The organism is Paenibacillus sp. FSL K6-1330, assembly GCF_037976825.1.
Classification (GTDB): Bacteria; Bacillota; Bacilli; order Paenibacillales; family Paenibacillaceae; genus Paenibacillus_AQ.
On record NZ_CP150269.1, the window covers coordinates 613909 to 628916 of the forward strand.

The window sequence follows — 15008 nt, forward strand, 5'->3', positions numbered from 1 at the left end:
TTAGATATGGATAACGTGGAACAGCGTGCGAAGGACCTTGTCGCGCAGATGACCTTAACCGAGAAGATAGGCCAGACGGTCCAGTATGGCCGGTGCGAGGAGCAGGAGCTGAAGCTGGTTGCCGAAGGCAAGATCGGGTCCTTGCTGAATGTACATGGTCCGAAAAAGATCAATGAGCTTCAGCGTCTGGCCGTAGAGGGGACGCGGCTGGGGATTCCCCTTCTCATCGGGGATGATGTCATTCACGGTTTTCGCACCATCTTTCCGATTCCGCTCGGCGAAGCCGCCAGCTGGGATCCCGAAGGGATGGAGAAGAACGCCCGCATTGCGGCAGTAGAGGCCGCAGCGGAAGGCATCCGCTGGACGTTTGCCCCGATGGTTGACATCACGCGTGATCCCCGTTGGGGCCGCATCGCGGAGAGCACGGGGGAGGACGTCTATCTGTCCTCCCTGGCCGCTGCCGCGAAGGTCAGGGGATTTCAAAGTCCGAATGAGGACGGCTACCCGACGGTGGCGGCATGCGTGAAGCATTTTGCCGGTTACGGCTGGATCGAAGGCGGCCGGGACTATGACACGACGGACATGTCGGAGCGGACGCTCCGGGAAACCGTACTTCCCCCGTTCTATCACGGGATTCAGGCCGGGGCTCTGTCCGTGATGAGTGCCTTCAGCGAACTGAACGGCGTTCCGGCTTCCGGCAGCCGGTATCTGCTGAGGGGTATATTAAAGCAGGAATGGGGCTTTGACGGCATGGTGGTCAGCGATTGGGAGTCGATTGAAGAGCTGATCCACCATGGCTATGCGGAAGACCGAAAGGATTCCGCGTTGAAGGGATTGAACGCCGGCGTCGACATGGACATGCACGCCGGAGTCTATCTCGATCATCTGGAAACGCTGGTCCAGGAAAACCCTGAGCTGCTTAAGCTATTGGACGATGCGGTTCTCCGCATATTACAGGTAAAAATTCGCCTTGGATTGTTCGAGAATCCGTATGTGAGCGAAGACGCTGAAGGCGCCGGAGATCCGCTGAAAGAGCAAGCCATTCCAGCGGATCATCTGGCTCAGGCCAGGGACAGCGCCCGGAGATCGATCGTGCTGCTGCAGAATAACGGCGGGATTTTGCCGTTGGATACCAGTAAGCACAAGAGACTGGCGTTAATTGGGCCGCTGGCGGATGACCGCCACAATTCGATGGGCTGCTGGGCTTGGAAAGGCCGCGATGAGGACGTCGTCACGGTATGGGATGCTTTTCAATCGGAAATCGCACCTAAAGCCGAGGTATTCTATGAGCAGGGCAGCGGCATTCTGGAGGAACTGGATGGGGGAGTAGAACGGGCTGTGGAGCTCGCCAGACAGTGTGATGCCGCCGTGGTCGTTGTGGGTGAATCCGAAGCGATGACGGGCGAGCATTACAACGTAACGTCCATCACGCTTCCATCCTGCCAGGAGCGCCTGATTCAGGAGCTGAAACGTCAGACCGACACGCCGATCGTCGTCGTCCTGATGAACGGACGTCCGCTTGCCACTCCATGGCTGCATGAACATGCGGATGCTGTGGTTGAAGCGTGGCATTTGGGAACCACCACAGGTCATGCGCTTGTGGACGTGCTCACCGGCGCTTACAATCCGAGTGGTCGCCTGCCGGTTACCGTTCCGCGTGCGACGGGCCAAATTCCGATGTATTACAACCGGAAGAATACCGGACGTCCTCATTTGTACGAAGATTATATCGATTGCGATGATTCTCCGCTGTATCCGTTCGGGTATGGCCTCAGTTATACAACGTTCGAATATACGGATTTGCAGCTGGATCGGCATCAAATCGGCCGGGACGAGACCGTACATGTATCCGTGAGCATAACGAATACCGGATCCAGAGCCGGCGAGGAAACCGCGCAGCTGTATATCCGCGACTTGGTGGCAAGCTCTACCCGGCCGGTCAAAGAGTTGAAGGGATTCCGCAAGGTACAGCTGCAGCCGGGCGAGAACCGGACGGTGCATTTTACGCTGGGGCGTGAAGAACTGGGGCTCTTGGATGAGAGGCTTGCGTTTACGGTCGAGCCCGGGAAGTTCCATGTCTGGGTCGGCCCGCATTCGGAAGAAGGATTGCAGGCTGAGCTTGTGGTTGTTGAATAAACCGGAATCAAAGGGGGATTTATGCATGGACTACCGCGTAATTAAAGAAGGAGACGTATTTTTTCTGACCGGGCTTAATGGAGATATCGTCCTCGGGGATGATCAAGGCCATGGGTTATATACGAAGGATACGCGTTTCCTGAGCCGCATGGAGCTGTTCATCGACGGTGAGAAGCCTTCGCTCTTGTCCTCTACGGGCGACAAGAGTTATGTGGCATCCTTCCGCCTAATGAAGGATACAAAGGATGTAGGGGCGATTGAAGTGCTTCGGGAGCGTTTTATCTATAATGGCATCCTGTACGAGCGCTGCACCTTGACCAATTATTTTGTGACGGATTCGAATATCGAGTTCACGGTTTCCTTTGATGCCGATTTTCAGGATATGTTCCTGGTGCGTAAATATCGTACCGGGGAAGTTGGCAAGATGGAGGGTATACGGACAGGCGATCAAGATATGACGCTGGCCTATGTCGGCGCCGACAACCTGAGAAGGCAGACACGCATTACTTGGGATGCGGATGGCGGCCAAGCGGATGAATCCGGGAATGTTTCGTTCCCTTTGTCCCTGAAAGCCAAAGAGCAGAAGGTTATTACGTTCTTTGTTTCGCCGATGACGGAGCAGCATTCCGCAGCGGATCAGTTGACCTACGAAGAGGGGCTGAAGAAGCTCGAAGCCTCCTATGAAGCTTGGTACGCGAACAGCTCGCAGGTCCAGTCGGACTCCGCGCTGTTCAGCGGCTTGTACCAGAGAGGACTGCAGGATCTGCGCATGCTGACGACCGATGTAGGCTTCGGCGATACAACGGTCGCGGGGCTGCCGTGGTTCGCGGTTCCATTCGGCAGAGACAGCTTGATCACGGCCCTGTTCATGCTTCCGGTGAATCCGCTCCATGCCAAGGGGACCCTGAGAACGCTCGCAGCTTATCAAGGTGAGAAGACCGATCCTTGGCGGGATGAGCAGCCGGGCAAAATCATGCATGAGATTCGCTATGGTGAGCTGGTCACGACGAACCAATCCCCGTTCTCGCCGTACTACGGCACCATCGACTCCACGCCGCTGTTTCTGGCGCTGATCGGCGAATATTACCGCTGGACGGGCGATCTTTCCTTGGCGGAGGAGCTTAAGCCAAACATGCTGCGGGCATTGGATTACATCGATGCCGCACTTGAAGCGGGCTCCGGCTTCATGGCCTACAAACAGGAAGCGGAGAAAGGCTTTCCGAACCAGGGCTGGAAGGATTCCGCCAACTCGATCATTCATGAGAACGGGGAGTACGCGGAATCTCCGATCGCGCTGTCGGAGGTTCAGGGTTACGTGTATCAAGCGAAGAAATCGCTGGCACCCGTCTTCGCAGAGCTGGGCGAGCCGGATCTGGCCCGCAAGCTGGAGACGGAAGCCGAGGAGCTTCGCGCCCGTTTCGAAGCGGCCTTCTGGATGGAGGATCAGCAGTGTTATGCCATCGCTTTGGATAAGGACCTGCGTCAGGTCCGAAGCGTCACCTCGAACCCGGGGCATCTGCTCATGAGCGGACTGCCGGAAGAGAGCCGGGCGAAAGCCCAGTCCGAGCGGATGCTCCGAAACGATATGTTTAACGGATACGGTATCCGTACGATGAGCACAGACTCCACCGGATATTATCCGGCGAGCTATCACAATGGCAGCGTATGGCCGCATGACAATGCCATGATCCTGCTGGGTCTCGGCAAGCAAGGATTCAAAGCTGAGGCAGGCAAGGTGATCTCCGGCCTGCTGCAGGCTTCCGCACATTTTGAATACCAGCGTCTTCCGGAGCTGTTCTGCGGACATGATGCGAAGCTGGGCCATCCGGTTCCGTACCCGACAACCTGCTCGCCGCAGGCATGGGCGGCCGGAACCTCGATTGTCTTCCTACAGGCAATGCTCGGATTGTACCCGAATGCGGTGACCAAGGAAATCGCATTGTCCCCGTTCCTTCCGGAAGGGATGAATGAACTGAAGGCCGAACGGATTGCGATCGGAAGCGGCCATCTGTCCGTCAGCGTCGTGCGTGAAGCTGACGGCAGCACGTTCCGCGTGGAAGTGCTTGAGAATACAACCGGATTTAATCTCGTTGGCTGATCGGTCATAAGATGTATGGCGGAACAACCTGCCTCTTAGCATTTAAGGAGCAGGTTGTTTTTTTGTTGAAATTTTAGGAACGTATGTTCTATAATAATGAAGCGAGTTCGAACAACATATTAGTGTATACATATTGGATTGGAGAGAACATATGAATTCCTATTGTACATATGCATTACATCAGATTGAGGTTGCTATCGTTTCCATTGTTGCGATTATCGACAAGCTCGATGAAGCGGATTTGCTCGTTAAGCCGACAGAGGGTAAATATTCTGTCGGGGAACTGCTTAAGCATATCGCCGTCATCTGCCGAGCCGATTTCCACATATCCGGAGGAGCCACGCAAGAGGAGATGAGCACCTATTATGCAGGTGTATCGTTAAATAACCTGAAGGATTTACAGGCTGAATTATTAAGCAGCTATTCCTATCTGGAGCAGGCGTTTAGAGAGATGACAGAAGAAGAGCTCCATCAGGAGATGACGTCCTACTGGGGTGTCACCTATTCGAGGTATGAATGGCTGCTCGAAATCGTGGCGCATGTGTATCACCACAGAGGACAACTGCATGCGATGCTGGTTCATTGTAACGGGAAGGACCCGAAGGTACCGTTATTCGAGTAGCAATTGCGTGGAGGATTATCAGCCCTGGCCGGACAAGGATTTATTCTTGGTCGGCTTTTTTTCAGCATTTGAAAGTTCCTTTCCTCGCATAGAAATTCACATAAAAAACATACAATCGCGCATCGTCAATCCTTCTGGGAATCCTTTATAGTAATGACACAGCATGGAATGTGCTTGTCACCCACCGTTAAGCCCCCGCAGATTTACTCACGGCAATATCGTGTTACTTATCTTACAGCAGCGCGTGAACCAACATACCCACTCATTATATTTTCCGGATGATTCACTACAAACATTGCTAGTACTCAAGATTTTACCTTTGTTAGGGCTAACCAACAAGGTTATTCGCGTTTGCGGCGTGACGTGGAGTACTGCGGCGACGGTTGACCGACACAGGGCACATAGAAGTTCAAGGGAGGTGATCGGCACGAACGGAACATAAATGTAAGCGCATACTTTTTTTCTTTCAACATGCGGCCAAAAAGGCGAGATTATGTATGCAATGTACAGAAGGAAAGCATTTGATATCAGGAGGTTGGATAATGAAATCCAGAAGGTTGATGAATACAATCAAGCCTGCTGTAATGAGCTTACTCGCATGGATTCTGATATGGACACAGCTGATCATCGTGCCTGACCCGGGCTTTGCGGAACAATCCCATACCGATTCGCACCCAGCCACTCAGATTGGAGATTGGCAGCAAATGGATGGCGATCCCGCGACGGGGGAACCCGTTAGTGATAATCCGGACACAGGGCAGCCTGGTTCAGGTCATGAGGAGGTGCCTGGAGATGGCTCAGGTAATGAAGGCACTCCCGGCAGTGGATCCGGAGAAGGTAAAGCTCCTGCATCCGGGGATGCCGTAATCGTGGTGGAGCCTGGCAATCTGGCGGCGGGCAAGAATATGACAGCCAGCTCCTATAACCAGACTTATGTTGCCGGGAATGCCAATGACTCTAACCAGGCCACCTACTGGGAAAGCAATAACAATGCCTTTCCACAGTGGCTTCAGGTGGATCTGGATGGCTCCTACAATGTCAACAAAGTGATATTGAAGCTGCCCGCGAGCGGGTGGGAGACGAGATCCCAGACCTTGACCGTACAGGCCAGCAGCAACGGCTCGACGTTCACCAACCTGGCTTCATCCGCTGCCTATACATTTAATCCGGCAGACGGCAATAAGGTTACGATCAATCTGACGGCACAATCGGCGCGATATGTGCGGCTGCTCTTCACGGCCAATACGGCATGGCCTGCCGGTCAGATTTCCGAGTTCGAAGTATACGGCCAGGCTCCAACCGGGGATACAGAGGCTCCGGCTGCCCCGGGTAACCTCGCTTATACTGAGCCTGCTTCTGGTCAGATTAAGCTGACTTGGTCGGCATCAGCCGACAATGTCGGTGTATCGGGGTACGATGTTTATGCCGATCATGCGGTGAGGGCAAGTGTAGCCGGCAATGTGCTGACGTATACGGATAATCAGCCTGCTGCTGCCACTGTCAGTTACTATGTGAAGGCCAAAGATGCTGCTGGTAATGTATCTGCCGCTAGCAACACGGTGACCCGCACGGGCAGTGGCAGCGGAGGCACCGGAACCAATCTCGCACTGAACAAACCGATCACAGCTTCATCGAACGAGTACATTTATGCCGCTTCCAATGCCAATGATGGCAGCTTGAGCACGTATTGGGAAGGTGGGGCAAACAGCTATCCGCATACGCTGACCATCGACTTAGGCTCAAATTCGGACATCTCCTCGGTCGTACTGAAACTGAATCCGGATAGCCAGTGGGGAACGCGGACACAGACTATTCAGGTGCTGGGTCACGATCAGAACAGTACCACCTTCACGAATCTGGTATCCGCTGCGCAGTATACCTTTAACCCGGCTTTGGGAAATACCGTGACCATTCCGGTTGCTGCGAAGGTTAGCGCCGTACAGCTGAGAATCACCGCAAATACCGGTTCGTCCGGAGGGCAAATTGCCGAATTTCAGGTCATCGGCACGCCTGCTTCCAATCCGGATTTGACGATTACGGGAATGTCTTGGTCACCGGTGAACCCGGTGGAAACCGACAGCATTGTAGTAACGGCAGTAGTGAAGAATATCGGAACTTTGTCTTCCGGGGCGACAACAGTAAATTTCTACCACGGCAATACCAAGCTCGGTACTTCGAATGTGGCAGGATTGGCAGCCGGTGCTTCGGCTAATGTGACATTGAATCTTGGTGCGAAGGAGGCTGGTACGTATCAGCTCACAGCCAAGGTGGATGAGAACAATGCCGTTATTGAGCAGAACGAAGTCAACAACAGCTACATGCATCCGACATCCATGGTCATCAGCCCTGTTCAAAGCTCCGACCTGGTGGCAACGACGAGCTGGTCACCGGGCAATCCAGCTGCCGGAAACAGCGTGAATTTCACCGTTACGGTGAAGAACCAGGGTACGGCCGCATCCGCTGGAGGAGCCCACAACATTAAGGTGACCTTGAGCGATGCGAATACGAACAATATCATTCAGACCTTTACAGGCACAGTGAATGGCGCCATCGCCAGCGGGGCTTCGGCTCAGCCGGTGAACGTCGGCAGTTGGACGGCTGCCAACGGCAAGTATAACGTGAAGACCGAGGTGGCTGTGGATGCCAATGAGCTGCCGGTGAAGCAAGGTAACAACATCTCAACAAGCCCACTATTTATCGGGCGGGGCGCAAATATGCCGTACGACATGTATGAGGCTGAGGATGCCGTCGTTGGCGGCGGAGCGGCTGTTGTCGGGCCGAACCGCAACATCGGGGATATTGCCGGAGAAGCAGCCGGCCGGAAGGCGGTCACACTCAATTCAACAGGCAGCTTCGTAGAGTTCACGACGAAAGCCAGCACGAATAGTCTGGTTACGCGCTTCTCGATTCCGGATGCGCCTGGCGGCGGAGGGATCGATGCCACGCTGAACATCTATGTGAATGGCGTCTTTACGAAGGCAATCAATCTCACTTCCAAATATGCATGGCTGTATGGCGATGAGGCCGATCCAAGAAATAGCCCATCTGAGGGAGCACCTCGTCATATATATGACGAGGCCAACATCATGTTTGACACCACCATCCCGAAGGGCAGCAAAATCCGCCTGCAGAAGGATGCGGCCAACACAAGCCAGTACGCCATTGATTTTATCAACCTGGAACAGGTGTCGTTAATTCCGAATCCGGACCCGGCTAAATATGTCGTTCCGGCAGGTTTTACGCATCAGGACGTGCAGAACGCCTTGGATAAATTCCGCATGGATACGACGGGGAATTTGGTCGGCGTCTATCTCCCGGCTGGAACCTATCAGACTTCGAATAAGCTCCAGGTTTACGGCAAGCCCGTGAAGATCGTCGGTGCGGGTCCATGGTTTACGCGTTTTACCGCCCCATCGTCACAGAACAATACCGATATCGGATTTTCCATCAATTCAACGGCGAACGGCTCTACCTTCGCGAACTTTGCATACTTTGGCAATTACACCTCGCGGATCGACGGACCGGGTAAAGTGTTCGATTTCTCGAATGTCGCGAACATTACGATCGATAACATCTGGGTGGAGCACCAAGTGTGCATGTATTGGGGAGCCAACACGGATTACATGAAAATTACCAACTCCCGGATCCGCAACGTGTTTGCTGACGGGATCAACATGACCAATGGCAGCACGAACAATCTCGTAAGCAACATTGAGGCACGGGCAACGGGTGATGACAGCTTTGCTCTGTTCTCCGCGATTGATGCGGGAGGGGCAGACGAGAAGGATAACGTCTACGAGAATCTGACTTCGCTGCTGACCTGGCGTGCGGCGGGCCTTGCGGTATATGGAGGATACGGCAATACGTTCCGTAATATCTACATTGCGGATACGCTCTGTTATTCCGGCGTCACGATCAGCTCGCTGGATTTCGGATACCCGATGAACGGCTTCGGAGCATCGCCGCCGACCCAATTCGAGAATATCTCGATTGTCCGTGCTGGCGGCCATTTCTGGGACCAGCAGACCTTCCCGGCGATGTGGCTGTTCTCAGCCTCGAAGGTGTTCCAAGGCATTCGGGTAACGGACGTAGATATTATCGATCCGACTTACCACGGCATTATGTTCCAGACCAATTATGTTGGCGGGCAGCCGCAGAATCCGGTCAAGGATACGATCTTTACGAACATTACGATCACAGGGGCCAAAAAGAGCGGCGACGCATTTGACGCGAAATCAGGCGTAGGGATCTGGGCTAACGAAATGCCGGAACCGAACCAAGGTCCGGCCGTTGGCAGCGTGACCTTTAATAACCTGAAGATCACCGATACCGTAACGCCGATCAAGAATAACACATCGACGTTTACGATTAATGTGAATCCTTAATACTCAAGCTGTGAAGCAAGATCAGCGCGGCTTGCAGAACGAGCAGCTAAGCTACGTGCAGAGCAGACCCGAATGGTGCATTTGAAGCATGGAACCGTAAGCCGTCCGAACTTTTCGGGCGGCCTGTTCCATGTTCGATCTTAGCCTACGCTGCAGGAGGCCTTTTTCTAGATGCACCGTAACTGCGGACGGGTGAAACATGATCACACCTTTTTACTCTCGTAAATCTCCAACAAGAGCATGCTCTATTGGGGTGTAGCGGTGTCATAGTATCGTCGTTCGTGCCATGATATTTGTTACATTGAGTTGATATTCTTTTAAATTCGACAAAATAATACAAATTTCGCTATAGACTATGGCTAAATCATTCCTCTATGATAGATATTAAATAGTTTGGCGAGCTATTCTGAAAGCGCTATCCTAACCTCTTCGCTGAACCGAATGATCCTAAGTCTAGGGGGAATCCAACAAACCAGGGATATAGCAGAATCTGTTGTTAACTGAATAGTAAGCGTATACATGATATATCGGAGCCTTGATGAGTGCCGTTAACACAGATTTTACATATCGTTAATACTGTCATGATCTTATCGCTTTATCATAAGAGTGTTCGGTAGAAGGGGGACACGCACTTATGGCAGATCAAAGGACACGGCGTCTTCCCGTAATCGCTTCGATTACCAAGCTGGAACAGATCGATGCAGCTGTGAACAGCACGGTGGAGCGTGTGAACCTGATGACAGGCGATATCATAAAACTCAGGGATATCGTTAATCGACTTCACTCCTCAGGCAAAAAAGTGTTTGTTCATCTGGAGATGGTAAGCGGCATTGGCCGGGATAATTCGGCTGTGCAGTATTTGGCGGATTCGTACAAGATCGACGGGATTATTACGACGAAGACGAATACGGTATTGGCTTCGCGCCAAGCGGGCATTAGCTCGATACAGCGAGTGTTTGCCATTGATACGACAGCTTTAAGAACCGCAGTGAAAATGATCGGACAAGCCCGTCCGGATGAGGTGGAATTAATGCCGGGACTCATACCCCGCGTGATCCGCGACCTGAAGAAGGAAATTCACTGTCCGCTTATTGTGGGAGGTTTTTTACGAAGCGAGGAAGAAATCGATGAGGCGCTGGCAAATGGTGCAGACCTCGTATCTACAGGAGATACGCGTTTTTGGACATAAGATTCCTGTACGGTTGATGGATTAACTATAATTACATATTTGCTAGGGGTGGAGACGATGAGATAACCCGAGTAGCAGCTACTTTAGCTTTTATAGGAGGTGGTGGCTCTTAGGTTGCGCTCTTTTGACGTCTCTATTTTTGTGCGCTTTTTAAGGGGTAGACGGATTGATTGGATGGGGGAATCCCCCCCATATTAGGATCCGCGTGCCGTTAAACCGGCCATTTGATGAAGTGGATAGACAGTAGTGATGAAGATGAATGATGAATAGATTCGAGAGGGGACAACAGATCATCTATGAAAAAGAAATCATGGTTGTTAATGTTACTGACCATATTTATGGTTATTACCACGGCTTGCGGAGGCGGCGGTGGAAGTGAAAGTGCCGGAGGAGAGGTTTCGCTCGACGATGTGGAAGCTGCTTCGATGGATATGAAGAATGATACAACGCCTGTCAAAATCCAGTACTGGCATGCCCATGCGGATGCTCAACTGGAAGGCTTGAACTACATGATCGCAGAGTTCCAGAAGAAGTACCCACATATTACGGTAGAACCGGTGTTCCAAGGCGGCTATCCTGATCTTCACAAAAAATTATCGGCTGCAGTAGCAGCGAACGATGTACCGGCCGTTACTAATGTTGAGGTATCTTCACTCGCTAACTTTGCGGATAGCGGCGTTTTTGCCGATCTGGGTCCGTGGATTAAGCGCGACGAAGTGAAGATGGAGGATTTCGCTCAAGGTATGCTGAACGCTTATGCATACAACGGGAAACAATTCGGATTCCCTCTGATCGTCAGCACCAGCGTATTCGTCTACAACAAAACGATGCTGGACGAGCTGGGCGTAGAGCCTCCTGCGAAATGGGATGAGATCGAGGATTTCAATGCGAAAGTAACGAAAAAGGAAGGCGACAAAACGACGCGTTATGCTTTCTCTGTTCCAGGCTGGGACACATGGTACTATGACCCGTGGAACATTAACGGCGGTGGACAAATTCTGACGGAGGACCTGAGTGCCTCGGCTGTCGAGAATGAGGATTCTCTCCGTTACCTCCAGAATTTCTACAAGTGGCAAAATGACGGCAGCATGCATATGGGCTTCGGTAAAGGGGCCTCCGATAATATGCGTCAAATGTTCCTGAACGGTGAAATCGCGATGGTACAGCATACTTCCGCGATGCTGAAAATGTACCGCGAGAATGCGAACTTCGAGGTTGGCGTATCCTTCATCCCTGGTGATAAAGTACGGACCTCCAACATCGGCGGTGCGGGGATCGTCATGATGGACGGTGCCGAGGATCTGGAGAAGGAAGCGGCTTGGAAATTCATCGAGTTCATGACTTCGGCGGAGCAAAACATTAAGTGGGCTGAATCCGTTGGATACCTGCCGACAAGAAAATCCGCAATCGAGTCTGAGGAAGGCGATCAATATTTCGAAAGATGGCCGCAATACAGAGCGGTATACGAGCACTTTGACGAAGTGACACCGCGCATGCAGCACCCGGCTTACCCTGAATTCAGCGAAGTTTACAAAGAAGTCGTAGGGGAAATGGTGCTGAACAAAAAAGATCCGACACCACTTATGCAGGATGCAGCCAAGAAGATCAACGATATTCTGGCTGACTATGAGTGATGCCTATGGAGACCAATAAACATATGACAAAGGCGGCGTCCAATCGGGCGACCGCTTCGGTCTCTAAACGGATCTCCCATACGTTGATCGAGAAGTGGAAGGACTTCTCGTTCGCGGTCCCGGCGTTGTTATTCATGGGCGTGTTCCTGTATTATCCTCTGGGTTATTCCGTGTACATCAGCTTTACGAACTGGAATATGACGCGGCCCATGAAGAAGTTCGTGGGCGTCGATAACTATACGCGCTTGCTGTCAAACCCGGATTTCTATCACTCCTTGAAGGTCACGTTCTTGTACACCGTTATGGACGTAGTGTTCACGCTTGTCATCGGGCTGCTGCTGGCGCTGCTGCTCAACGTGTCATCCTCACGGTTGTTCGGTTTCATGCGCGGCGTAATCTTCATGCCGTATTATGTCTCGATGGTTGTCGCCGCCATGGTATTTACCTGGATTTACAACGGGCAATATGGGCTGCTGAATTCCATTGTCTCCTGGTTCGGCATGGAACCGGTCGAATGGCTGACCAACCCTTCGACGGCATTGCCGGCGCTGGTTGCCGTTTCGGTCTGGAAGGGCGTCGGTTTTGCGATGATCCTCTTTATCGCGGGCATGCGCGGGATTCCGGCCGAGTATTATGAGGCGGCTTCGATTGATGGAGCCAGCAAGTTCCGGCAGTTCCGCAACATTACGCTGCCGCTCTTGTCGCCTATGACACTGTTTCTTGTCATCACGAGCTTTATCTCCTCCATGCAGGTGTTCCAGTCCATCGACGTCATGACGGACGGCGGCCCGCTCAAGGCAACAAACGCGATTGTGTACTGGATCTATACGATGGCCTTTGATGAATTCAAAACAGGAAGAGCCTCGGCGCTTGTCATGATTCTGTTTGTAATCATATTGCTGTTAACATTGGTACAATGGGTGGTCAGCAGGAAGAAGGTGCACTATGAAGGATAATTATATGGCTGGGTCCGCCAAGTACCGAAAGACCATGATGGCGTTCCGTATCATCGGAGCCGTGATCGTGACGCTCGTCATGTTCTTTCCGGTGTATTGGCTGCTGATCAGCGCGCTCAAGACACAGTCTGAGATGCGGATGGCCGTACCTACATTCTGGCCGGAAACCTTTGCCTGGCAGAACTTTGCCGAAGCCTTCCGGGTTATCCCATATGCGCGATTTTTCGGCAATACGCTGCTGATGGCGGTCGGAACGATTATTCTGCAGCTGAACGTGGCGCTTATGGCGGCGTATGCATTTGCGAAGGGGAAGTTCTGGGGACGGGACGCTCTATTCTTGCTCGTTCTCGCCGCATTGATCGTACCGGAGCAGGTTATTTTCGTTCCGGTATACGTCATGATGTCCAAGCTGGATTGGCTGAATACGTTCTGGGCGCTCATCGTGCCCCACGGGGCTTCCGCCTACGCGATATTCCTGCTCAGGCAGGCGTTCAAATCGATTAACAACGACGTGCTGGAAGCGGCGCGGGTGGATGGAGCCGGTCGTTTCTCCATACTGTACAAGCTTTTATTCCCGATGGCGATGCCGACGATCGTTACCATGGGCGTGTTGATCTTCATCTCGTCCTGGAACTCGTATTTCTGGCCGCTAATCATGACTAATAACAACGACATGCGCGTGCTAACGGTAGGTATTGCGATGCTGAGGGACTCCATTGCCGGAAATGAAGCCATGTTCTTCAATGTCATTATGGCGTCCAGCGTCATGGCGATTATCCCGATCGTGCTGGTCTTTACGGTCATGCAGAAGCATATCGTGGCCGCGATGGCGAATTCGACGTTTAAATAACCGCATAACCGGATGAAGCAGGTATTCTAGACGGTATGGAAACGGTGGTCAAGGATACACCGCCATGCCGTCTCTCTGTTTTCTCCCGAAGGTTATGATCCGCTGCAGACAGCAGGGATCGGAAGGTTCATGGCGAACAGTCCTATAGAGCTTCAAATGGCATCCCGATTACGTAACTCAGTCCGTTAACGTACGGTATTGGCCGTGATCGAGGCCATCAATCGACTTAAGTTTGGAGGGAATGGTACATGGAAGTACGGGGATTGGCTCATAGAGGGTATCCGCTGAAATACCCGGAGAACACGATGCTGGGCTTTCGGAAAGCGCTGGAGCTTGGTTTCTCGCACCTGGAGCTGGATGTCCAGCTGACGAAGGACGGCGTGCCTGTTGTGATCCATGATCCAACGGTAAACCGGACGACCAACGGAACAGGGACAATCAATGCCTTCACGCTGGATGAAATACGCAAGCTGGATGCAGGTTCAGGAGAGGTCATTCCCACGCTGGAGGAAGCTCTGCGCTTTGCCAAGGATCGGATGATCGTTGACATTGAGCTGAAGCAGATGGGGGATACCTATCCCGGCCTGGAACAAAAGGTTGTTGACGTGATCAAGGATACAGGCATGGAGAAGCAGGTATTCCTCACCTCCTTCGATCATTATTCCATTGAACGAGCACGTTCCCTGGACCCTGAAATCGAGCTGGGCCTGGTGATATATGGAGCTACGCCATCGGTATTCCCTTACCTGGAGGAGATCGGCGCTCGTTATGTGTCCGTTAAATATGTTTACGTGACCCCTTCATTTATGGAGGAAGCGCGCAAGCGGGGGGTTCAGCTCATTGTCTGGACGCCGGATGATGAGGCTGTACTGGAATCTCTTGCCCAATACCCTGAGCTCTTGATCGTTACGAACAATCTGGAGGGCTGGGCCAGAGTATACAAGGAGAAGATTGCGCTGAACGCGTAACGGCTCACGAAGCCGACGTGCGTGAATACTAATATCGAAGGATCTGTCCTAAGTTGCGGCGTAGGGCGGATCCTTTTTTTGTGAAGAAGATAACAACCCATAATTCTATGTGTGTCCACTGCATGACCCAGCGGATTCGTACCATGGACGGCATCGATTTTTCTTTTATT

9 protein-coding genes are annotated in these 15008 nt (G+C 52.3%); all 9 read left to right on the forward strand.

Annotated features, from left to right (window positions below):
• Positions 1 to 6: 6 nt before the first annotated feature.
• The 9 genes from NYE54_RS02695 to NYE54_RS02735 all read left to right on the forward strand — a co-directional run bounded on the left by NYE54_RS02695 (position 7) and on the right by NYE54_RS02735 (position 14838).
• Complete coding sequence (locus NYE54_RS02695; protein ID WP_339269834.1) at positions 7 to 2136, forward strand: glycoside hydrolase family 3 N-terminal domain-containing protein; 2130 nt, start codon at positions 7 to 9, stop codon at positions 2134 to 2136.
• 25 nt (positions 2137 to 2161) lie between these two features.
• A complete protein-coding gene (locus tag NYE54_RS02700) occupies positions 2162 to 4234 on the forward strand; it encodes an amylo-alpha-1,6-glucosidase (RefSeq protein ID WP_339269836.1) in 2073 nt (690 codons plus the stop codon).
• Positions 4235 to 4385: 151 nt separating this feature from the next.
• Complete coding sequence (locus tag NYE54_RS02705) at positions 4386 to 4856, forward strand: DinB family protein (protein WP_339269838.1); 471 nt, start codon at positions 4386 to 4388, stop codon at positions 4854 to 4856.
• A gap of 542 nt (positions 4857 to 5398) precedes the next feature.
• The gene (locus NYE54_RS02710; RefSeq protein ID WP_339269840.1) at positions 5399 to 9241 is read left to right on the forward strand and encodes a discoidin domain-containing protein; all 3843 of its coding nucleotides are present in this window, start codon (positions 5399 to 5401) and stop codon (positions 9239 to 9241) included.
• A 634-nt stretch (positions 9242 to 9875) separates the two neighbouring features.
• On the forward strand, positions 9876 to 10430 hold the full coding sequence (locus NYE54_RS02715; protein WP_076322389.1) for a glycerol-3-phosphate responsive antiterminator: 555 nt from the start codon (positions 9876 to 9878) through the stop codon (positions 10428 to 10430).
• A 296-nt stretch (positions 10431 to 10726) separates the two neighbouring features.
• Positions 10727 to 12064: an ABC transporter substrate-binding protein gene (locus tag NYE54_RS02720; protein WP_339269841.1), complete on the forward strand. Its 1338-nt coding sequence runs from the start codon at positions 10727 to 10729 to the stop codon at positions 12062 to 12064.
• Positions 12065 to 12069: 5 nt separating this feature from the next.
• Positions 12070 to 13020, forward strand: a complete 951-nt coding sequence (locus NYE54_RS02725) for a sugar ABC transporter permease (protein ID WP_339269842.1) — start codon at positions 12070 to 12072, stop codon at positions 13018 to 13020.
• Entirely contained in the window at positions 13010 to 13870 is an 861-nt protein-coding gene (locus NYE54_RS02730) for a carbohydrate ABC transporter permease (RefSeq protein ID WP_339269844.1), read from the forward strand. The genes NYE54_RS02725 and NYE54_RS02730 overlap by 11 nt, the downstream gene beginning before the upstream one ends.
• Before the next feature lie 248 nt (positions 13871 to 14118).
• Entirely contained in the window at positions 14119 to 14838 is a 720-nt protein-coding gene (locus tag NYE54_RS02735) for a glycerophosphodiester phosphodiesterase family protein (RefSeq protein WP_339269846.1), read from the forward strand.
• The last annotated feature ends 170 nt before the right edge of the window (positions 14839 to 15008 follow it).